The organism is Halomonas sp. DP5Y7-2 (assembly GCF_019802025.1).
GTDB classification, from domain to species: domain Bacteria; phylum Pseudomonadota; class Gammaproteobacteria; order Pseudomonadales; family Halomonadaceae; genus Halomonas; species Halomonas litopenaei_A.
Genome location: NZ_JAHVHY010000011.1, coordinates 63119 through 84794, shown reverse-complemented (window position 1 = coordinate 84794; position 21676 = coordinate 63119). Strand labels below are relative to the sequence as shown.

Below are 21676 nucleotides of genomic sequence, written 5' to 3'. Positions count from 1 at the left end.
CCTGTTGGGGTCTTGTCGTTATAGAGCAGGGCGTGAGTCGTCCTGTAGTGTGGCGGAGGGGGTGCTGCTCACGTCATCTGCTCCAGAGCCGTGATGCGATCAAGCGCTTCATCGCGATGGGTTCCGCAGAGGTCGGCATCGAAGTCGAAGCGTGCGCATACCGCTGGGCGTTCGGGCGAACCAAACAGCTTGCACAGGTGATCGTTGTCGAGCTGGACGCAGCGCACGCCGGCCGGTTTTCCCTCAGGCATGCCCGGTATCGGCGAGCTGATCGACGGGGCGATGCAACAGGCGCCACACCCCGGCCGACAGCCGAGGTGGCCAGATGCCTGGGCTTCTGTCGCTGGTGATGCCGCCGCGGCGACGGCAATCAGCTTGTCCGTGGACCTCATCGTCATGATCAGTGGGGGGCCTTGGCCGTGGCGGTGGCACCCTTGTCCACGCCCTCGTAGGCGCGCACCCAGGTATCAATACCCGTGTCCCGTGCAACGTGTTTGGCCAGCCACATGGCGATTCGTTCGACGGTGGTCGCGCCAGGCAGGCAGCGGCAGCGTTCCCGGGGCAGCCGCAGTTGGAAGCGCCCCTGGGGTGCCTGATAGGCGCTGACCAGGGCGTCACCTTCTACGCAGACCAAGTCATGCTCGTCCACCAGGTAGCTGTCATCCAGCCAGCGTGCATAGTGCTCCTCAAGTCCAGGCTGGCGACTGCCGCGCTGGATGATCTCGAGCCGCGAACGATGGCCGTGGGCAATGCGCTGACAGTTCCCGGCGTGGCGCCTGAGGCCGTGGCTATAGGTATAGGCCGCGCCGTCAATCGACTCGTCGCTCAGGCATAGCTCGATGTGCTCGACCCGCTCTGGCGGATGGCGCAGCAGTTGGCGCGACAGATGCTCGGCCATGGCAGCCTTGGTGATTCGTGGCCAGGGCAACAGGGTAAACGCCTGTCGCGGGCCGCGGACTTCCATGGGGTAGGGCGATGAGGTACGCACACACAGCCCCTCACGGCACTCACTGACCTCTACCCCGGGAGCTTGCGTAGGCACCAGCAGTGTATGGTCGGCACCGCCATCAAGGCGCGACTTGATCCATGGTTTGACCTCGCCGAAGTCGAACAGCATGCCATCCTCACCCAATTCACCGTCGAGGGTGGCATCCACTTGCCAGCTGGCCCCGATCAGACCACGGTCCGGGCACCACAGCGACACGTCGAGGTGCGTCAGTCGTCGTACAAAGAGTGCCATCAGTCGATTCCTGCGATCTTGTGGGTTTGCAGCGACAGCCGCCAGCGTGGATGAGCCATGCAGTGGGCGACGGTGGCTTGCAGTGGCGTGGCAGGCGCATCGCTGGCGACCAGCGAGGTGTCCATTGGCTGCAGCAGAAAGTGATCGAACTGCATCGCTTCAAAGGCCTCCGGCGGCGCCTCGGCCTGGGGAAAGACCAGCTTCAGCTCGTCACCATGGCGCTGCGCCAGCGGGGCGGCGCCCTTGGGACTGACGCACAGCCAGTCGATGCCCGCCGGGGCCGGAAGCGTGCCGTTGGTTTCGACGCCGATCTCGAAGCCCGCCCTGTGCATGGCCTCGATCAGCGGTGTGTCGAGCTGCAGCAAGGGCTCCCCTCCGGTAAACACCACGTAGGGAATGACTCGGGAATCGCTGTGGGGCCAGAGTGAGGCGAGGTGAGCGGTCAGCGCCTCTGCAGTGGAAAATTTCCCACCGTTCTGACCGTCCGTGCCAACGAAATCGGTATCGCAGAAGTGGCACTGTGCGCTCGCGCGGTCCTGCTCACGACCGGACCACAGGTTGCAGCCAGTAAAGCGACAGAACACGCTAGCCCGCCCGGCCTGTACGCCTTCGCCCTGCAAGGTATAGAAGGCTTCCTTGACGCTATACATCCTGCGTGGCTCCAACCGCCGGTTGGGCGTCTTCTGCTACAGCAGCATAGGCTAGTGGATCCGTGACGCCCTGGGCCGCGAAGGCGGCGAGGCGCTCACGGCAGCTGCCACAGCGGCCACAGGCCAGTGGGCGTCCCTCGTAGCAGGTCCAGGTGTGGCGGTAGTCCAGGCCCATGGCAAGCCCATCGGCGAGGATGTCGCTCTTGCTGGCATTGAGGTAGGGCGCATGTATGGCCACCGGGGAGAAGTTGGCGATGGCGGCCACGTCGTTCATCTTGTGCACGAATTCCGGGCGACAGTCGGGGTAGAGCACGTGATCACCACCATGAGCCCCGTAGTCCACGCGGCTGGCGCCAATATTCACCGCCTTGGCGATGGCCAGTGAAAGCAGCACCATATTGCGGTTCGGGACCACCGTGGCACTCAGGTTGTCCTCGGCGTAGTCCCCGTCGGGCATGGCGCGGGCCGCATTGGTCAAGGCGGAGTTGTCGATCAAGCCGTGGATGGCGGTGATGTCGACCACTTGATGGGGAATCTTCAATTCCTGGCACACCTGCCGCGCCACCTCGAGTTCACGGGCGTGACGCTGCCCGTAGTCGAAGGACAGGGCATGTACCTTGAGGCCCTCGCGAAGGGCGCGATGAAGAACGGTATAGGAATCCATGCCACCGGAGTAGATCACCACGGTGGTGGCGGGAGTAGGGCTCATGCTGAATATCTCGAGTCGGAGAATTTGGGGGAGGCGACTCGCTGTCGCCAGGGGCCGGGGTCCGGTCCGGCTAGATGCCATGGCAATGTCGCTGCCTGACTTGAGTGGCTTAAATGCTTAGGTGCATAGGCGGCTCAAGTGTCAGCGAGACACGCCGGCGCTGGAGCATTCTCTCGCCAGCGCTTGCCTGTGGCGCCGCATAGGGTACCGAAAGGTGGGGAACAAGGCCAGGCACCTTTGATGCCGATCATTTGCGCCTCGTCAATATCGCACGTTCCCTGGCATGGCATGCTGCCAGGCCCGCACTGCGGTGTCTGAGCTGTGATGTCTAAGCTGCGGCGTCTGAGCTGTGGTGTCTGAGCTTTAGAAGGAAGCAGGATGTCCAGCCAGGCCTGGCTAGACATACGCACCGCCGTGTTGCCTTGACCATCACCCCTGATGAGAATCGCCACCATGCATGCCCCTGAACTGCTGTCCCCGGCCGGCACCTATCGCCATATGCGTTTCGCCTTTGCCTACGGTGCGGATGCGGTCTACGCGGGCCAGCCCCGCTATTCGCTGCGGGTGCGCAACAACGACTTTGGCTTGGATAATCTGCTGCGTGGTATCGAACACGCCCGCAGCCGGGGCAAACGCTTTTACGTGGCGTCCAACATCGCCCCGCATAACGCCAAGCTGCGAACCTACCTCGATGACATGGCGCCGATTTTCGAGGCGTCACCCGACGCGCTGATCATGTCCGATCCAGGCCTGATCATGATGGTGCGGGAGCGCTGGCCCGAACAGCCCATCCACCTGTCGGTGCAGGCCAACGTGGTCAACCACGCGGCGGCCCGGTTCTGGCAGGCCCAGGGGATATCCCGGATCATCCTGTCACGGGAGCTGTCCCTCGAGGAAATCGCCGAGATTCGCGCCGAGTGTCCGAGTCTCGACATCGAGACCTTTGTTCACGGGGCGCTGTGCATCGCCTACTCAGGCCGCTGCCTGTTGTCCGGTTACTTCAATCGTCGAGACCCCAACCAGGGGACCTGCACCAACGCCTGCCGCTGGCAGTACCAGACACACGCGGCCACCACGGATGACTGTGGCGACCTGGTGCCGACCAGCGCTCAACCGTCGGTGTTGATCGAGGACCCGCAGCGCTCGGGGGAGCTGATGCCGGTCCATGAGGACGAGCACGGCAGCTACATCATGAATTCCAAGGACTTGAGAGCGGTCCAGCACGTGGCAAGGCTAGTCGAGATGGGCGTCAGCTCGCTGAAGATCGAAGGGCGCACCAAGTCTCCCTACTACGTTGCCCGCACCGCCCAGGTCTATCGTCGTGCCATCGACGATGCCGTGGCGGGACGGCCGTTCGACAGGCGACTGATGGATGAGCTCGAGAACCTCGCCAATCGCGGCTATACAGAAGGCTTCTACCGCCGTCACGTGCACGACGAGTACCAGAACTACGAGCGTGGGCACTCGATTGGCGTGCACCAGCAGTTTGTGGGAGAGGTGCTGGGCATGGAGCGTGAAGGGTGGCTCGAGGTGGCCGTCAAGAACCGCTTCGAAGTCGGGGATGGGGTGGAGTTGATGCTGCCGACCGGCAATCGGCGCTTTACCCTCAAGGCCATGATGTCGTCCAGCGGTCGTCCCCTGGAGGTGGCGCCTGGCGACGGGCACCGCGTGCGCCTGGCGTTGGAGGGCGAGTCATTGAGCGCTGCGGCGCGCAGCCAGGAGGCTCTTGGCTTTGGGCTGCTGATGAGGGCTCTTCCCGCTGCTCGCCAGGGCGCCGTACCTTTACAGGAAGACGTACAACCCTGATGCTGGGGCTTGTACGAAAAGTGCCTGCGCTTGGTGATACGGCGTTAAAAATCAACTTAAAATGCTAATTTACACCTCGTAAACTGCGCTTTCTCACCGTTTTTTGCCTTGTCTAACCTTCGCACGTCGACTTTTCGGACAAAGCCTCGGGCTCAAGTGGCGCCACGGGTTGAGCGGGCGCCGGGACTTTCTGGCTCAGGATGCTGCCATGGCCACCATTGAACATAGCGCTGTTCTCGCCGCGCCACCGGAGCGGGTGTTCGCCCTGCTCGAGAACGTCGAGGACTTCGCCGACTACTCCGACCTGATCACCTCGATCGAAGCCTTGGGAGATGATCGTTACCGCTGGCACGTTCACGCGGTGGCGATGGACTGGACCTTCGATGTGCAGGTGACCGAGAAGTCGGCACCGTACCGGCTGGCGTGGCAATCGGTCGATGGGGTCAGCAATGAAGGGCGCTATGACCTTGAGCGCGTGGAAGAGGGCACCCGGGTCAGCCTGACCATCGACTATCGGATACGCAATCGCCTTCTCGAGAAGGCGGTCAACCGAGCCGCCAAGCCGCTGGTCAGCAAGGTCAGCGCCCAGATCCTCGAGCGTGTCGAGGCTCGCCTGTGACGTCAGATCTGTTCCTCGACCCCCTGGTCGCTGGCCTCGCTGTCGTGCTGGATGCGGGCGCGCCCTGATGCCTTGGCACCGTACATCTGCTTGTCGGCTGCGGCGATCAGAGCCGCTGCATCGGTGCGCGGCATCTCGGGTAGCCACTGCGCCACGCCGATCGATGCGGTGACCTGCAGCGGCCGCTGTTCCACGCTGGCCATCGGTTGTCGGGCCAGCCATTGCTCGATGCGTCGTGCGACCTCAAGTGCGCCGGACGCTGGCGTGCCTGCGAGGGCGATCACGAACTCTTCGCCACCGTAGCGCGCGGCAAGGTCGTTGGCCCTGACGGCATCGCGCAGCGTGGCGGCTACGTTGACCAGCACGATATCGCCGATGCGGTGGCCATACTGGTCATTCAGCTGCTTGAAGTGATCAAGATCGATAAACAGAAGCGACAGTGGACGATTCGTGGAGTAGGCCTCATGCAGCATGGTGCCGAGGCGCTGTTCCAGGGCGGCTCGGTTGGCAAGTCCCGTCAGCGCATCCGTGGTCGCCTTTACGTCCAGGGCCTCGTTGTCACGCTTGAGCGCGGTCAGCTGGGTTTCACGATGATGCAGCTGTTCGACCAGGTGGAGCGTCAGTCCATGCAGCTGCTGCTTCCCGGCGAGCAGCAGGCGTTCAATGTCCTCTTCTGGTGACAACAGTGCGGCCAGGAAGCCGGGGAGGGTGCCCATGGCGTCGTCGAGCTGGCGGGTCAGCACCAGCTGCGTCTCATCGGCCAGGCCCGTGGTCAGCCTGAATCGGTGCAGACTGGCATCGATCGCCGCGCTATCGCCTGCCAGGCAATGACGGGATAGGTCATTGGCCAGGCGCAGGCAGCAGACGTCCAGCCAATGGGTCGTCATCTCGTTATCGACATCTTCCTCGAGCCTTGCTAGCACGGCGTGGGGCAGCTGCCAGCGTTCGACCAGCCAGCGTGAGGCCTGCTCGCGGGTGCAGCCCAGTGCCGCGCGCTCGATGGACTGGCGCTGGCCCTTTTCGTCGGCCTCGGCGATCAGCGCAAAATAGCCAGGATCGACTCCGTGCAGGACCAGCACCCCGATGTCCTGAAGCAGTGCCTGGGTGGTCAGTTCCGTGACATGTTCCGGCCGCAGCACTGTGGCAATGGCGCGGGTCAGATGGGTCGTTGCCAGGGTCTGGCGCCAGTAGTCCTTCAAGGGGCCGCGGACGGCGTCACGAATCAGCGTGAAGCCGAGCAGGGCGGTCAGGGTGCCATCGATACCCAGTCGCGCCACGGCGTCGGCATGACAGCTTAGTGGTTTGCCGCCCCGGCGGTAGTACGGACAATTGGCCAGCTTGAGCAGCTGCAGGCACAGGGCCGGGTCCTTGGCGACAAGCTCGACAAAATCTGTCAGTGGGGCGTCATGATCGTTGGCCAATGTCAGCAGTTCACCCACGACGGAGGGGAGCGACGGCAGTCGCTGTGCAGTTTCAAGTCGTGCTTCGATATCCGGAGAAAGCATGCTCACAGGGGCGCCGAGTCAAGTTCGTTGAAGGGGATAGTACCACCCAGGCATGCCCCTTCTGCGGGAGCAGTGCCTTTGGGATGAATGACAGATGATGGCAGTTCCATGACCGCCATCGCTGTCCCGCTGGCCGCTACCAAGGCCGAATGTCGCGGATGATGAGCGTCACGGTTTGCGCAGCGACGCATTCAGGTGATCGACGACCTCGGCCCAGTCCGCGTCCGCCTCGATGGCTTCGCGCAGGAACTCGGCTTGGCCTTCGTTCCAGCAGGCGGCATCCGGTAGCTCGACATCCTCGGGGATTGGCGCGTTGCGGTCGATGAAGCGCTTGATCGCCTCGGGTTCCGATGCCAGTCCCAGCTGTTCGAACAATTCACTGAACGGGTGATCCGGGTGTTCCATGGACGTCTCCTCATCCTTACGGTTCTCCCTAACCTTACTCCATCGTTCTCGTTGGGGAAGACCATGAGCACAAAAAAGTTGTCACGGTCTGCCCTTCAGCCGCGCTCGCCTACCAGCGGCGTGCGGAACAGCTCGCGCCGCTGGGCAGAGTCGAGAGGGAGAGACAGCAAATGGACGAGCTTGGTGAAGGCCGCCTCCGGGGTCATGTCATCCCCTGAGACCACCTCCGCCGCCGCCAGCAGCTGACCGGCGGCGTAGTGACCGATAGCGATGGTGCCCTGGGGGCACTGGCTGATGGCCACCAGCAACTTGCCTTGGCCGCTGGCTTCAGCAAGCACCGCGCCGAGCTGCGGATCGTCAGGCACATTGCCGCCTCCCCACACCTCCAGCAGGGCGCCTTCGACTCTGTCATCATCCAGCCAGGCCGCCAGCTGCCAGGGGCGAATGCCCGGCCACAGCGGAATGCGCACGACCTTGTCGCCAAGCCCACGGTAGTCGCCGAGCTCGAACCGCGGGGCGCCGCGCTGCATGGCATCAAGACCGCGAGACTCATACAGCTGCCATTGGCCGGAGGCACATTCGCCGAGGAGCGGTGCATTGGGGCTGGTGAAGGCGTCGCTGTCACGAGCGTGCCATTTACGGCTGCGGCAGCCGCGCAGCAGCTTGCCGGCGAAGCACACGGCCACTTCCTGCAGCTGTGGCATCGCGGCGAAGCCGAGCGCGTCCACCAGGTTGTCCAGTGCATCGCTCTCGGCGGCGGCCAGCGGCGCCATGGAGCCGGTCACCACCACTGGGCGGTCGATCCCTTGCAACTGGAAGGCCAGGCTCGAGGCCGTCCAGGCCAGGGTGTCGGTTCCGTGCAGCACCACGATGCCGCGATAGGCCAGGTAGTGTTCGGCCACCAGCCGGGCGAGCGCTGCCCAGTCTTCCGGCTGAGCGCTGCTCGAATCGATGGGTGTGGCCACCTCCAGCCACTCGAAGGCGGGCAATGAGGCGCGCCGCTGCGCTGGCAGCTCGTCTACGGCACGGCGGACCCTGGCCTCCATATCGGGGCCAGGAGCAAGGCCATGGGGCGTATTGACCATACCAATGGTGCCGCCGGTATAGATGACCAGAACCGTTGCGTCGTGCTGGGAGTTCATGTGGCGATGTCCTAAGGGTGAAACGGTGAAACGAGGCCTGCAGCCCATGTCATCTAGCGACGGCGAGATGCCTGTCGGGTGATGACGGTGTCGTTGTCATCGAAGGTCAGCTGGCGCTGGCGCCCGGCCAGCCAGGCACAGCAGGCGGCGGCCGCCGCGATACCCATCAACACGTAGGCCACCACGCTGATCGGAGCCTGGTGGTCCAGCAGGATGCCAATGCTCAGGGGGCCAAGTGACGCGAGGGCATAGCCGCCCCCCTGGGCCAGCCCCGACAGGCGTCCCGCCAGGCGGGCGTCAGCAGTGCGCAACACGATCAAGGTCAGTGCCAGGCTGAAGTTACCGCCTTGCCCAAGGCCCAGCAGCAGTGCGCCCAGATAGCGCAGCGAGGTATCCGCCATCAGCAGCACCCATAGCCCACTGGCGGTGGCGCCCATCACCAGCAGCAGCGCAGGCCGTTGATCACGCCCGAAGCGTGCCAGCCACGGTGCCAGTAACGCCGAAATCAGCTGGACCATGACCGACATGCCCATCAGCAGGCCAGCCTCGGCCTCGCCGATGCCACGTTGCATCAATAGGGTCGGCAGCCAGCCGAACACGATGTAGGCCAGTGAGGATTGGGTCCCCATCAGCAGGGCGACCTGCCAGGCCAGCGGCTGGCGTAGCAGTCCCTTGGTCATGCCGGTTCCCATGTCCGCGCGGGCACCTGGCGTGGCGGGTGTGCGCGGCATGTAACGTTCCCAGGCGATCAGCGCCGCCACCGCCAGCAGGGCCCAGGCGGCAAGGCTGCGCGTCCAGTCGCCCAGCAGATCCGTCAGCGGAATCGCCAGGCCTGCACCAAGCGCGCCGCCCAGGCAAAGGGCCATGGTATAGACACCCGTCATCAGGTCCGCCCCCCGAGGCAGCTCCCGCTTGACCAGTGCCGGCAGCAGCGCTCCGCTCACGCCAATGCCCGCGCCGACCATGAGGGTGCCGGCGAACAGCGCAAAGGGGGAGCCCAGGCCACGCAGCAGCAGACCGGCGGCGATGACCCCCAGGCCGATGGACAGCGCACGTTCGGGGCCGTGCTGGCGAGCCAGGCGGGGGGCCAGCGGCGCGAACAGACCGAGGCACAGCACGGGCAGGGTGGTCAGGGCACCGATGGCGGTGGGGGACAGACTGGTGTCCTGCTGTACTCGCGACAGCAGTGGTGCCAGTGAGGATAGCGCGGGCCTGAGGTTGAGGCCGACCAGAACCATCAGCAGAAGAAAGCGCCAGGGCAGCGACGAGGCCTTCATGAGAACTCCTGAAAGATGGCCGACGTGCAGGAGAGCCCGCCAGCGAGGGGCGGCAACCCCTCACTGGCGGCCTTTGGATTACTTCAGGAAGCGGCGAAGGTCGCCACGCACCTGGTCATTGAAGGTCAGAAACTGGCTGTGGCGCTCACCGTCGATGCCGTCGATACGTACTGCCGTGGCCATGCCCTTGTCGACCAGCAGCTGGTCGTAGATTTCCAGCGTGACCTTTTCGACCGGGGTCTCTCCGGGGGCCTGTTGACCATTCTCGAGGCGGAAGGTCTCCAGCAGGCTGGCGCGTACGCGGGTCGCCCCACCCTCGGACAGCACGCGCCGGACGAACAGCCAGCCCTCGCAGGCCAGGGCGACACCGTCGTGGTTGCGCAGGTACAGGGTGCGGTAGCAGGCACCTTGCTCGGCGGCCTTGTCGGCCATGCTGCGATAGGCCTCGGTCATACGATTGGCGCTGACCCTGGCCTCATCTATCTTGGCCTGAGCGCCACGGTGTTCGCTGTCGAGCTGTGCCTGCTTCTGGAAGGCCCGGAAGCGCCGATATTCCTTGATCAGTTCTGGGGTAGCCATGTCGCGTTCCTGCTCAGGTGGGAGAGGCGCTTGAGCGCCCCTCCGTTTTAGTGGCATAGGTTCTGTGACGTAGGTTTAGTAGCGTGCGTTCAGTCGCGCCGCCTAGGCCTGGCCTTGGCGGTTGCCTTGTCCACCGCGGCGGCGCCTGCGGCGAGCGGGCTGGTCGCTGGCATTGCGGTTGTGGCTGTTACCATTGTCGCTACGCTGGCCGCCGTTGCGCTGGTTGCCACCGCCATTACCGCTGTTACCGCCACCGCTGTTTCTGCTGGTGTTGCCACCTCGGCGCTGACCGCCGCCACGGCGATTGCGTCCGTTTTCGATGGGTTCCGGCTTGGCGTTGGGGTCCGGCTCGAAGCCGGGCTCGATGCGCTTCTCGAGGTCACGCTTGATCAGCCGCTCGATGTTCTTCAGCAGGCCATGCTCGTCGACACACACCAGCGATACCGCCTGGCCTTCGTTACCGGCACGGCCGGTGCGGCCAATCCGGTGGACGTAGTCTTCGGCCACATTGGGAAGCTCGAAGTTGACGACGTGGGGCAGTTCATCGATATCCAACCCACGCGCTGCAATGTCGGTGGCCACGAGCACTTGCAGATCACCCGACTTGAAGGCGCCCAGGGCGCGGGTTCGGGCTGACTGACTCTTGTTGCCGTGGATCGCCATGGCGGTGATGTTGCGCTTGTCCAGATGCTCTGCCAGGCGGTTGGCGCCGTGCTTGGTGCGGGTGAACACCAGTACCTGGTACCAGCGATGGCTCTCGATCAAATGGGCAAGCAGCTCGCGCTTGCGCTCACGATCCACCCGGTAGACCGCCTGATCCACCGTCTCGGCGGTGGTATTGCGGCGGGCGACCTCGATCATCTCGGGGCGGTCGAGCAGCTTGTCCGCCAGCGCCTGGATCTCGCTGGAGAAGGTGGCTGAGAACAGCAGGTTCTGGCGCTTCTCCGGCAGCAGCTTGAGCACGCGGCGAATGTCGTGGATGAAGCCCATGTCGAGCATGCGGTCGGCTTCATCGAGGACCAGGATTTCCACCTGGGACAGGTTGACGTGGCCCTGCTGATGCAGGTCGAGCAGGCGACCCGGCGTCGCCACCAGCACGTCCAGGCCCGGGCGAATGGCGTCGATCTGCGGCTGCTGGCCGACACCGCCGAAGATGACGTGATGGGTCAGTGACAGGTGCTTGCCGTAATCGCGGACGCTTTCCCCGACCTGAGCGGCCAGTTCCCGTGTTGGTGTCAGCACCAGGGCCCGTATCTGGCGCTTGGCGGGGCGGGGGCCTTCGGCCAGGCGCTGGAGCATGGGCAGGGTGAAGCCTGCCGTCTTGCCGGTGCCGGTCTGGGCACTGGCCAGCAGGTCGCCGCCCTTCAGCACTGCGGGGATCGCTTGGCGCTGAATGGGCGTCGGGGTGTCATAGCCCTGTGCCTCGACGGCACGGAGCAATTCGGCACGCAGGCCGAGATCGGAAAAACTCATGCAAACTCCAACACGCACGCACTCGCAGGACGCCAACTGACGGCTGGCGCCGGTCCCGGACAAGGCGTGGGATAAATTCGGCGGGGGACCCCCCGTCACCGTTGCCGGCATGATGCCAGATTTGTTGCGCCAGCGCACCGGCAACCGCCCTTCCAGCGGTCGTCGGTGGTGATGTAGGGGGCGGGTATCAGGCGCAGACCTTCAGGATGCTTGGCGAACCCGAGCGGCGATGGTGTCGGCAACGCCGTCCCAGGTGCGGCCAAGGGCGCGCACCAGAGCGGCATATCCGTCGCTGTCCAGCGGCTCTCTGGCTTCAAAGCTGTCGCTGTCGATGACCTGGCGTCGGGCATCGCGCAGCAGCCACTGCCCGGAGGTCACCGCGTAGCCATCGTAGTGCCCCTGGAAGCGGTCGATACTGAGCTCCAGGGTCATGGCGCCCTCTGCCGGTCCGCTCGACAACAGCACTCGGCGTCCCGTCAGTCGGTCGGCAAGACGATCACGCAACCCGCGCTCCAGCTGTTGTACCAGGGGGGCGGCCCATTGGTGACTCTTGGCCTGATTGAGGGAGATATCGTCGACCTGCAGGACGACGCCCTCGGCCTCAAGATAATTGGCCAGGCGCGGAGGAGCCACCACCAGTGGAGTGTCGCTGGAGGAGGGGATTCGCGCGTCCTGGCTGCCTGCATCGGCGGGCAGCACGTACTGGGTGACCGGTGTCTCGGCGGTGGCGCAGCCACCCAGCCAAAGTGCCAGCAGGGGAACACAGAGGTGTCTGATTGGCCTCATGGAGAACTCCTTTCCGTTGAGGTCAGTGATGTCATCACATTCGCTGGCCCGGGCCGGCATGGCCCGGGCCGCCTGAGTCAGCGCGGTGCCCGCGGAATCGGGTCTTCCGTCTGGATACTGTCGAACAGCAGGGCCCTTGGGTCATCGCTGATCTTGCGCGCCGCTGGCTGAAGGTCGCGAACCAGGCGCTCGACTTCGTTCAGCGTGCGAGTCAGGTCCTGGTAGGCACTGGACTCCGGTGACAGGCCGCTCAAGGTCTGGCGCAGCTCGTCCAGGGTCTGGTTGATGTTGCCCGGCAGACCCTGGGTCTCCGGGTTGTCCAGCAGGCTGTTCATGCTCTGCACCAGCGTTCGGGCCTGGGTCAGCATGGCTTCCGACACTTGCAGGTTGCGGTCCAGCCCGGACAGGATCGGCTCGATCTCGAGACGATTGAGCTTGTCGAGCAGCGCCGTGACCTGCGCCTGAATCTGCGCCAGGCCCGCCGAGGCGGTGGGGAAGACGGGGCGGTCGGCAAAGCTCTCCGCCACGTACTGGCCACGTAGCTCTTCGTCGATCTTGAGGTCCACGAACAGAGCGCCGGTCAGCAGGCTGCCGCTCTTCAGGGTGGCGCGCATGCCGCGCTCGAACAGACGGTTGAAGCGTTCGCGCCATTCCTCCAGGTCAAGGTCATTGGCACCGATGCCAAGGCGCTGTGGCTCGATTCGGATCAGCACCGGAATGGCCAGGCGCTCACGCCCGGGAGGCTGCTTGGCGGTAAAGTTCCAGGGCACCGCAGCCACGGTGCCGATGCGCACGCCACGGAATTCGACCGGGGCGCCACGGGACAGACCGCGGACGGTGTCCTCGTTGAGCAGCACGAACTCCAGGTAGCGGTTGAAGGTACCCTGACGCGCCGCTTCCTCGTCGGCATACAGCTCGAAGGTGGCGTCTTCCTCGGCCTCGGGGCCGGCAGGAATGTCATCCGGAACACCGAAGGTCACGCCGCCGCCGAGCAGGGCCTCAAGGGATTCGACTTTCACCTGGAAGCCTTCGGAACCCAGGCTTACGTCGATGCCGCTGGTGCCCCAGAAGCGTGTGTTCTCGGTGACCAGGGTGTCGTAGGGGCTTTCGATGAAGATGCGGTGATGCATGCTCTGGGTCGAGACATCGAATTCGGCCTTCTCCACGCGACCTACGCTGAAGCCTTGAAAGGTGACGGCGTCGCCCACGCTAAGTGAGTTGCCGACCTGGCTGACCAGGTTCAGGCGCAGCCCCTCGGCGCCTGGCGGCGCGACCGGAGGTTCATCGCTGACGTCGAAGTCCCGGGCATCGACCTCGCTGCGGCCCGGCTCCAGCTGAATATAGGCGCCGGACAGTACCGTCCCAAGACCGCTGATGCCCTCGCGGCCGATACGCGGCTTGACCACCCAGAAATGGGTGTCCTCGACCAGCATCTGCTCGGCCTGGGGCTCCATCTGGGCGGTGATCTCGACGCCGGACAGGTCTTCGCTGAGGGAGACGGATGTCACCTTGCCGACCTCGACGTTACGGGTCTTGATCAGCGTCTTGCCGGCTTCAATGCCGTCGGCCGTGGGCAGATGCAGCGAAATCTGAGGGCCACGGCTGGCATAGTTGTCATAGACCAGCCAGCCGCCGATCAGCAGTGCCACGAAGGGCACTATCCAAACCGGCGACAGGCGTTTCTGCTGGGTCGGTGCGGCACGGTGCATGTCCTGGTCCGGCGGCACTTGATGATCTTCCGGGTGGCGCGAATCGGCGTCACTCATGATGTGCTTCCTTGTTCGTCCTGCGTATGGCGTGTCATCGATGGGGGCGTTTCTTCACCATCCTCGGCGGGATGGTGGATGGCGTCGGTGGGATGGTGGCTGGCCGGTGTATAGGGGGCATGCGTCTTGCTGTCGCCATCCCATAGCAGACGTGGATCAAAGCTCATCGCGGCCAGCATCGTCACGATCACGACGCCGCCGAAGGCCAGCGACGCCGGGCCCGGGTCCACTGACATCAAGGCGCCCGCCCTGATGAGTGCGACCAGGATCGACACCACGAACACGTCAACCATCGACCAGCGTCCGATCAGTTCCGTCAGACGATACAGCCGAGCGCGAACCACGGAACGCATATTAGGTGCCCTTGGCGCGACCAGGCACAGCCACACCAGCGCCAGCAGCTTGCCGATGGGCACGATGACGCTGGCCACGAAGATCACCAGGGCGACAGGCCAGGAGCCGTGACTGACCAGGTAGATCACCCCGCCGATGATGGTCTGAGGTTCCGCCGAACCCAGGCTGGTGGTGTACATGATCGGGTAGACATTGGCCGGAATGTACAGCACCGCTGCGGTCAGCAGAAGTGCCCAGGTGGTCTGCAGACTGCGTGGGCGCCTGGCGTGAAGCTTCTCGCCGCAGCGTCGGCAGCGACCGTGGCCGTGCTGATCCAGCCGATTGATCAAACCGCAGGTGTGGCAGCCCGTCAGACCCTGGGACGCCGCAGTGGCGCCGGTGCGGGTGCCTTCCGGTGCCAGCGGCTCCCCGGTCAGCGAAAACCACAGCCAGTCCTGATCCAGCGACAGGGTGGTGGCCAACAGCAGTACGGCGTAGATGATGAAGGCCCAGAACGACACTCCGAGCGTGATCTCGGCAAGCCCCGCCACTTTGATCAGCGCGACCATGGTGCCGACGATAAAGACGTCGGCCATCAGCCATGGGGCGATGTGAGACAGTCCCCGTGCCAGCGTGCGACTGTAGGGCAGCCGACGAGGCAGCGTCAGGCTGAGCTGAAGATAGACGACGGTGATCAGATAGAGAGCGGGCAGCACGATGATCGACATCAGCACCATCATGGCGACGATTGGCTGATGATGCTCGAGCATCTGGGTCGCCGTCTGAGCGACCTCGATCTCATTGCCGACGCCCTTGGCACGAAAGCCGATGAACGGGAAGGCCAGGGCCGCCGCCATGGCCACCAAGGCGCTGATCGCCAGCGCCAGACTGCGCTGTGCGGGGAAGGCATGGCGCTTGACCAGATCATGGCCACAGCGTACACAGTCGGCTTCTTCACCGGGGCTCAGCGGGGGGAGTGCCATCACCCAGTCACACTCGTGGCAGGCGCGCAGGCGCCGGCGCGACTTGACGTGTGCCTCGGGTGGAAGATGCTGGGTGACGGATGTCTGGCGCAGCCGATCAATATGGCCGCGAAGGGATGTAGGCACGGTCGTCAATATCCTCCCGTGGGTGGCAGCAGCGAGGCGCTGTGCGGGTACTGGACGTCAGCGCTTTCGTAACAAGCTGATCCTGCGAATTAAAATAGTGTGGCACGTTGACGTGGGTGACACCATAGACAAAGATGCGACCGATATCATGGGCTGAGGAGTTGACATGTTGCTAGCGGTTTCTGCCGTCGTGGGCGGTCTGGTCGTACTGGTGTGGAGCGCAGAGCGGTTCGTCGAGGGGGCGGCAGCCACCGCCAATCGGCTGGGTCTGTCACCTTTGCTGGTCGGTATGCTGGTGATCGGCTTTGGTACTTCTGCCCCTGAATTGACCGTTTCAGCACTGTCTGCCGCCCAAGGGAACCCCGGCCTGGCGCTGGGCAATGCCTACGGCTCCAATATTGCCAATATCGGTCTCATCCTGGGGCTGGTGGCCCTGGTGTCTCCGCTGGCGGTGCACTCCTCGGTGATCCGGCGTGAGTTGCCGGTGCTGGGAGCGGCCACCCTGGTGTCTGCATTGATGATGTGGGGCGGGGTGATCAGCCGGCTGGAAGGAAGCCTGCTGCTACTCGGCTTGCTGCTGTTTATGGTCGTCAGCATCATTCAGAGCCGCCGTGAAGAGGCGGCGGCCAGGGCCGATGCCTTGGCGATGGACACGGTACAGGAACTCGATGCCCATGCGATGTCGCTGGGCAAGGGACTCGCTCTGACGCTTGGTGGCTTGGCGCTGCTGGTTGTCAGCTCGCGCTTGCTGGTGTGGGGCGCCGTCGACATCGCTCAGGGCTTGGGCGTGTCCGACGTGATCATCGGTCTGACGGTGGTGGCGGTGGGCACGTCCTTGCCGGAGCTGGCGTCGTCCATCAGTGCCCTGAGGCGCAAGGAGCATGATCTGGTGCTCGGCAATGTCGTCGGGTCCAACCTGTTCAACACCCTTGGCGTGGTCGGCCTGGCCGCCGTGATTGCGCCCATCGAGGCCGGACGTGAAGTGCTCCTGCGCGACTGGTCGATCATGACCGCCATGACTGTGATGATGGCGGTATTTGCGCTCGGCTGGAAAGGGCGCGCGGGGCGTATCAACCGCTTGGAAGGGGGCGTGCTGGTGGCTGTCTACGCCGTGTATACCGGCTACCTGGTATCGCTGGTGCTGAGCACGACCTCGGGCGCTTGATGCCTGGAGGCGAAGTACAGGCAGGCTGCGCCGTTGTCGTCGTTGACTGACGCACTGGTAGGCGATTGACGACTGCGGCGTGCGACAATTAGCCATGCGACAGAGGCCGATCTGCATTCTATGCTGGGTGCAGCGCTGGATCGAATGTGCAAACTTTTGCATATTGCGTGCGACGATGGGCCACCAGGGATGTGGTGAGCCCCTCGGCGTCTGATCCAGCTCGGTTCAGCTGGGGTCCGGTCCGCAGTGGTTGGGTGGATGGCGGGACACCAACGCCGATCATCTCTGCCTCGAGGAGTCGCTCATGGAACTGGATCCCGTGCTTCTGTCACGCATACAGTTCGCTTTCGTTGTTTCCTTCCACGCCATCTTCCCCGTGTTCACCATTGGCCTTGCCTCTTATGTCGCGGTGTTGCACGGGCTGTTCTACAAGACAGGCAACCCTGCCTGGGATCGGCTCGCCGCCTTCTGGGTGAAGGTCTTTGCCGTGGTATTCGGCATGGGGGTGGTGTCCGGTATCGTCATGGCATTCCAGTTCGGCACCAACTGGAGCAATTTCAGCCAGGCCACCTCCAACTTCCTGGGGCCCATGCTGAGCTATGAGGTGGTCACGGCGTTCTTCCTCGAGGCAGGCTTCCTCGGCGTGCTGCTGTTCGGCCGAGGCAAGGTGCCTGAAGGCGTTCACTTGTTTGCCGCCATCATGGTCGCGGTAGGCACCTTCATCTCAGCGTTCTGGATTCTCTCGACCAACAGTTGGATGCAGACCCCCGCCGGGGTGGAACTGGTGGATGGCCGCTTTCATGTGACCAGTTGGGCCGAGGCGATGTTCACCGCTTCCTTCCCGTATCGCTTTACCCATATGGCCCTGGCCTCCTTCCTCACGGGCGGCTTCGTGGTGGCTGGTGTCAGTGCCTGGTATCTGCTGATTGGCCGCGATGTAGAGGCCAATCGCAAGGCACTGTCCATGTGCATGTGGTTGCTGCTGGTACTGGCGCCGGTGCAAGCCGTCGTCGGCGATGCCCATGGCCTCAATACCCTGGAACATCAGCCCACCAAGGTGGCGGCCATGGAGGCCAATTGGGAGACCCAGTCCGGCGTGCCTCTGCTGCTGTTCGCCTGGCCGGACAAGGAGGCGCAGGAAAACCACTTCGAGATCGGTATTCCACGGCTGGCCAGTCTCATCCTGACCCACGATCTCGACGGCGAGGTGCCGGGGCTCAAGGCGGTACCCAAGGAAGAACAGCCGCCGGTATGGTTCGTGTTCTGGTCCTTCCGCGCCATGGTGGCGATGGGCATGCTGATGATTGCGGTCGCCTTCGTCGGACTGTGGCTGCGTCGTGGTGGCCGGCTTTACCGCAGCCGTCCGTTCCTGCAGACGCTGCGCCTGATGAGCGTGGCTCCCTTTATCGCGGTGCTTGGCGGTTGGTTTGTGACAGAGGCCGGGCGCGCGCCATGGTTGGTCTACGGCATGATGACCCAGGCCGAAGCGGTGACGCCATCGCTTAGCGGCTGGATGGTGCTCGCGACCTTGATTGGCTATGTGCTGGTGTATGCGGTGGTGTTCTTGACCGGCGGCTACTACCTGACCCGAGTGGTGCGTCAGGGAATGCTGGCGGAAGAGCCCCATGATGACGAGGTCGAGACGGCCAAGCGCCCGCTGTCCGCCGCCCACGCCACCCTTGAGGCCGATGCCGGCCGCCAGTTCGGGAGCTGATGACATGGAATTGATCAACCTCTCTGCCATCTGGGCCCTGATTATCGGGTTCGGTGTGATGATGTACATCCTGATGGACGGCTTCGATCTGGGGGTGGGCATTCTGTATCCGTTTGCCCCGGACGAACACGCTCGCGATGTGATGATGAACTCGGTGGCGCCCATCTGGGACGGCAACGAGACCTGGCTGGTGCTGGGTGGGGCCGGGCTGCTGGCAGCCTTTCCGCTGGTCTATACCATTCTGCTGCCGGCCCTGTACCTGGGGGTGTTCCTGATGCTCGCCGGCTTGATCTTCCGGGGGATTGCCTTCGAGTTCCGCTTCAAGTCGCGGCGCAACCGTCATTGGTGGAATCGGGCGTTCTGCTGGGGATCGATGGTGGCCACGTTCTGCCAAGGCGTCGTGGTGGGGGCCTATATCGAGGGTTTCGAAGTGGCCAATAACGTCTACGTGGGAGGTCCCTTCGACTGGCTGACGCCGTTCACCGTGATCACTGGTTTGGCGCTGATGGCAGGGTACGCCTTGCTGGGCGCAACCTGGACGATTCTCAAGTCCGAGGGTCACGTTCAGGAATGGGCCTATCGGATTACCCCCAAGCTGCTGCTGCTGGTGCTCGTCGGCTTCGCCATCATCAGCATCTGGACGCCCTTCGTCGATGACTTTGTGCGCGAGCGCTGGTTCGATCATCTGACCCTGTTCTGGGTCTTCCCCTTCCTCGCCCTGGTGTGTGCCGGCCTGATCTGGCGCTCCGTGGCCAAGCGCCGTGAGGGGCAGCCGTTCGTGGCGACCATGGGACTGTTCCTGTTTACCTACCTCGGTCTGGTCGCCAGCAAGTGGCCGTATCTGATTCCCCCCGACATCACCCTGTGGGAAGCCGCGTCAGCCCCCGAAAGCCAGCTGTTCCTGCTGCTTGGGGTACTGTTCGTCATTCCTGTGGTGCTGGGCTACACCGCCTGGTCGTACTGGGTCTTCCGCGGCAAGGTGCGGGGGGCGGGCTATCACTGAGTCCGCACACCGCCCTGGCACGCGGGCGCGGCGCTGGCTGGCAGCTCATGTCGGCCAGCACCGGGCCTGGCTTGGAGGAGCGGCGGCCTGTGGCATCCTGTCAGGGCTGATCGGTATCGCGCAGTGGCTGGTGCTGGCGCAGGTGTTGGCCATGGCCATTCAGGGTAACGCCTCCATGGACAGACTGTGGCCATGGCTATTGGGGTTGCCCGTGTTGGTGCTGTTGCGAGCGCTCAGCGGTATCGCCCAGGACCTGCTGGCCCAAGCCGCAAGCCAACGCCTGCGTCGCGCAGTGCGCCGCGAGTTGTTGGATCATCTGGCCGCGCTTGGCCCCCTGCGGGTGGCCAACCACCATAGTGCAGGACTGGCCCATCAATGGGTCGAACAGGTCGATGCGCTGGACGGCTACGTGGCGCGCTTCTGGGTTCAGAGCCGCGTGGTGCTGGTAGTGCCGCTGGTGATCCTGGTGGTCGTGGCCTGGACCAACTGGTTGGCCGCGGTGCTGCTGGCGGTGACAGCGCCGCTGATCCCGCTGTTCATGGCGTTGGTGGGCATGGGCGCAGAGGCGCTCAACCGTGATCAGTTCGAGGCGGTCAGTCGACTCTCGGGGCATTTCATCGATCGCGTGCGCGGCATTCAGACGTTGCGTCTGTTCGGGGCTGGTCAGCGTGCCACGGACGACGTTGCCCAGGTGGCTGACGACTATCGTCGGCGGAGCCTGCGCCCGCTGCGCCTGGCGTTTCTGTCATCCGCCGTGCTCGAGTTCTTTTCCTCCGTGGCCATCGCGGCCTTGGCGATCTACATCGGCTTCGGTCTGCTGGGTGATCTGCCGTTGTCGATTGCCGACCAGCTGACCTTGGCCAGTGGCTTGACCATCCTGCTGCTCGCGCCGGACTTCTTTCAGCCGCTGCGTACGCTGTCCCAGTTCTATCATGATCGAGCCTCAGCCTTGGCCGCAGCCCAGGGCCTGACCGCCTTGCTTGATGAGCCTGCGCCGCCGGGCCGCCGCCGCTCCCAGCTAGCGTCGGGCAGGGATGCCATGGAGTCGTCGGGGCAAGTCACCGAGCCAGGTGTACTGGTGAGCCTGCGCGGCGCCTGTCTTGACCATCCGGGACGCGGCCGCGCGGTAGGGCCCCTCGACCTGGACCTGCATGAGGGTGAGACGGTGGTGGTCAGTGGTCCTTCTGGTTCCGGCAAGTCGAGCTTGCTGGCGCTGGTGGCCGGCTTTGCCGGGCCTGGTGACGGGACTCGCCATGTGCGCAGCGACTTGTCCCTTGCCTGGATGGACCAGCGTCCTTGGCTATTGCATGGCAGTATCGCCGACAACCTGCGGGTGACCGCTCCCGAAGCGGATGACGAGGCGTTGTGGTCAGCCCTGGGCGATGCCGGTCTGGCCACCTTGATGAACACCCTGGAGCAGGGACTCGCCACGCCCATCGGCGAGCATGGAGTCGGTTTGTCGGGCGGTCAGGCCCAGCGTCTGGCCCTGGCACGGGTATTTTTGAGCGATGCTCGCCTGGTGTTGCTGGATGAGCCCACGGCAAGTCTCGACAGGGATACCGAGGCCATCTTGATCCAGGGCTTCCGGCGCCTGGCAGCAGAAGGCCGTACCTTGCTGGTGGCGACCCATCATCCGCAGCTGCTAGCCCTGGGAGGGCGCCATGTGCAGCTGGCAGCGTACTCCCCAAGCGCCAACACAGAGAGCGTTCTGGTGGAAAGTGCAGAGATAGAGAGTAGACCCTGATAGGGGCATAGAGGCGATTGCCCCGGGGCAGGGTCGCGACAGGTACTCTATAGTAGTCAAAGGTATTACCTGTTGGTTGGGAGGTTTATATGGCATCTGCAACGTCCATCAAGCTGGATGAGGATATGAAGGGGCGCGTTCGCAAGCTTGCCGAAGTCCGGCAACGGTCGCCGCACTGGATCATGCGGGAAGCCATTGCCCAGTATGTTGAGCGCGAAGAGCAGCGTGAGGCCTTGCGGCGCGACACCCTGCAGGCCTGGGCGGAATTTCAGGAGACTGGCGTACACGCGACTGCCGAAGAGGTTGAGCGGTGGCTGCAGAGCTGGGGAGGGGATGACGAACTTCCCGCTCCTGAATGTCACAAGTGAAGTTTGCCCCGGCAGCGATCCGGGATTTACAGCGTCTTCGTGAGTTTTTGCGCGCAAGGAACCCGGATGCCGCACGTCGCGCAGGTGAAGCCATCCGACAGGGCGTGCAGGTGCTGGGTGCTCACGCCCGACTCGGTCGACTTGTGGATGACCTTCCCGAAGTGTTCCGCGAGTGGCCTATCGACTTTGGTGACAGTGGGTATGTCGTGCGATATCGAATAGATGAAGATGCTGTGATCATTCTGGCGGTCCGACATCAACGTGAGGCGGGGTGTTTGTGAAA

21 protein-coding genes are annotated in these 21676 nt (G+C 63.9%); 8 read left to right on the top strand and 13 right to left on the bottom strand.

The window, feature by feature from the left end:
• Positions 1-68 precede the first annotated feature (68 nt).
• The 4 genes from KUW18_RS19085 to queC are packed head-to-tail and all read right to left on the bottom strand — an operon-like array spanning position 69 to position 2599.
• Positions 69-392 carry a YkgJ family cysteine cluster protein gene (locus KUW18_RS19085; protein WP_222239423.1) on the bottom strand — a complete coding sequence of 108 codons (324 nt, stop codon included), beginning with the start codon at positions 390-392 and terminating at the stop codon, positions 69-71.
• An 8-nt stretch (positions 393-400) separates the two neighbouring features.
• Positions 401-1240: a 6-carboxytetrahydropterin synthase gene (locus KUW18_RS19080; protein ID WP_222562144.1), complete on the bottom strand. Its 840-nt coding sequence runs from the start codon at positions 1238-1240 to the stop codon at positions 401-403.
• Positions 1240-1890: a 7-carboxy-7-deazaguanine synthase gene (gene queE, locus KUW18_RS19075; RefSeq protein ID WP_222562143.1), complete on the bottom strand. Its 651-nt coding sequence runs from the start codon at positions 1888-1890 to the stop codon at positions 1240-1242. The genes KUW18_RS19080 and queE overlap by 1 nt, the downstream gene beginning before the upstream one ends.
• Entirely contained in the window at positions 1883-2599 is a 717-nt protein-coding gene (queC, locus tag KUW18_RS19070) for a 7-cyano-7-deazaguanine synthase QueC (protein WP_222562142.1), read from the bottom strand. Before queC ends, queE begins: the two co-directional genes overlap by 8 nt.
• Before the next feature lie 453 nt (positions 2600-3052).
• On the opposite strand from queC, the gene yegQ reads away from it, so the two are divergent.
• On the top strand, positions 3053-4405 hold the full coding sequence (yegQ, locus tag KUW18_RS19065) for a tRNA 5-hydroxyuridine modification protein YegQ (protein ID WP_222562141.1): 1353 nt from the start codon (positions 3053-3055) through the stop codon (positions 4403-4405).
• 208 nt (positions 4406-4613) lie between these two features.
• Positions 4614-5024, top strand: a complete 411-nt coding sequence (locus KUW18_RS19060) for an SRPBCC family protein (protein WP_222484614.1) — start codon at positions 4614-4616, stop codon at positions 5022-5024.
• Between the two features lie 2 nt (positions 5025-5026).
• Here KUW18_RS19060 and KUW18_RS19055 read toward each other — a convergent pair whose 3' ends face one another.
• The 9 genes from KUW18_RS19055 to KUW18_RS19015 form a co-directional block, all read right to left on the bottom strand.
• Positions 5027-6529, bottom strand: a complete 1503-nt coding sequence (locus tag KUW18_RS19055; protein WP_261396813.1) for a GGDEF domain-containing protein — start codon at positions 6527-6529, stop codon at positions 5027-5029.
• Positions 6530-6697: 168 nt separating this feature from the next.
• On the bottom strand, positions 6698-6934 hold the full coding sequence (locus tag KUW18_RS19050) for a DUF2789 domain-containing protein (RefSeq protein ID WP_206938244.1): 237 nt from the start codon (positions 6932-6934) through the stop codon (positions 6698-6700).
• A 95-nt stretch (positions 6935-7029) separates the two neighbouring features.
• Positions 7030-8076: an asparaginase gene (locus KUW18_RS19045; protein ID WP_222562139.1), complete on the bottom strand. Its 1047-nt coding sequence runs from the start codon at positions 8074-8076 to the stop codon at positions 7030-7032.
• 53 nt (positions 8077-8129) lie between these two features.
• A complete protein-coding gene (locus KUW18_RS19040) occupies positions 8130-9353 on the bottom strand; it encodes an MFS transporter (RefSeq protein WP_261389778.1) in 1224 nt (407 codons plus the stop codon).
• Positions 9354-9431: 78 nt separating this feature from the next.
• Positions 9432-9932: a hypothetical protein gene (locus tag KUW18_RS19035; protein WP_222239373.1), complete on the bottom strand. Its 501-nt coding sequence runs from the start codon at positions 9930-9932 to the stop codon at positions 9432-9434.
• Positions 9933-10034: 102 nt separating this feature from the next.
• Entirely contained in the window at positions 10035-11405 is a 1371-nt protein-coding gene (locus tag KUW18_RS19030; protein ID WP_222163183.1) for a DEAD/DEAH box helicase, read from the bottom strand.
• Between the two features lie 201 nt (positions 11406-11606).
• The gene (locus KUW18_RS19025; RefSeq protein WP_206938266.1) at positions 11607-12191 is read right to left on the bottom strand and encodes a membrane integrity-associated transporter subunit PqiC; all 585 of its coding nucleotides are present in this window, start codon (positions 12189-12191) and stop codon (positions 11607-11609) included.
• 77 nt (positions 12192-12268) lie between these two features.
• The gene (gene pqiB, locus KUW18_RS19020; protein WP_206938275.1) at positions 12269-13957 is read right to left on the bottom strand and encodes an intermembrane transport protein PqiB; all 1689 of its coding nucleotides are present in this window, start codon (positions 13955-13957) and stop codon (positions 12269-12271) included.
• Positions 13954-15399 carry a paraquat-inducible protein A gene (locus tag KUW18_RS19015; RefSeq protein ID WP_315900693.1) on the bottom strand — a complete coding sequence of 482 codons (1446 nt, stop codon included), beginning with the start codon at positions 15397-15399 and terminating at the stop codon, positions 13954-13956. Before KUW18_RS19015 ends, pqiB begins: the two co-directional genes overlap by 4 nt.
• A 166-nt stretch (positions 15400-15565) precedes the next feature.
• On the opposite strand from KUW18_RS19015, the gene KUW18_RS19010 reads away from it, so the two are divergent.
• The 6 genes from KUW18_RS19010 to KUW18_RS18985 all read left to right on the top strand — a co-directional run bounded on the left by KUW18_RS19010 (position 15566) and on the right by KUW18_RS18985 (position 21674).
• The gene (locus tag KUW18_RS19010) at positions 15566-16564 is read left to right on the top strand and encodes a calcium/sodium antiporter (RefSeq protein ID WP_222163184.1); all 999 of its coding nucleotides are present in this window, start codon (positions 15566-15568) and stop codon (positions 16562-16564) included.
• 304 nt (positions 16565-16868) lie between these two features.
• Complete coding sequence (locus KUW18_RS19005) at positions 16869-18278, top strand: cytochrome ubiquinol oxidase subunit I (RefSeq protein WP_222163185.1); 1410 nt, start codon at positions 16869-16871, stop codon at positions 18276-18278.
• A gap of 4 nt (positions 18279-18282) precedes the next feature.
• Positions 18283-19281 carry a cytochrome d ubiquinol oxidase subunit II gene (cydB, locus tag KUW18_RS19000; protein WP_206938289.1) on the top strand — a complete coding sequence of 333 codons (999 nt, stop codon included), beginning with the start codon at positions 18283-18285 and terminating at the stop codon, positions 19279-19281.
• A complete protein-coding gene (cydD, locus tag KUW18_RS18995; protein WP_409995839.1) occupies positions 19208-21025 on the top strand; it encodes a thiol reductant ABC exporter subunit CydD in 1818 nt (605 codons plus the stop codon). The genes cydB and cydD overlap by 74 nt, the downstream gene beginning before the upstream one ends.
• Before the next feature lie 89 nt (positions 21026-21114).
• Positions 21115-21393 carry a CopG family ribbon-helix-helix protein gene (locus KUW18_RS18990; protein WP_222239377.1) on the top strand — a complete coding sequence of 93 codons (279 nt, stop codon included), beginning with the start codon at positions 21115-21117 and terminating at the stop codon, positions 21391-21393.
• Positions 21381-21674, top strand: coding sequence for a type II toxin-antitoxin system RelE/ParE family toxin (locus KUW18_RS18985; protein WP_222562138.1), 294 nt, complete (start codon positions 21381-21383; stop codon positions 21672-21674). Before KUW18_RS18990 ends, KUW18_RS18985 begins: the two co-directional genes overlap by 13 nt.
• Positions 21675-21676 lie beyond the last annotated feature (2 nt).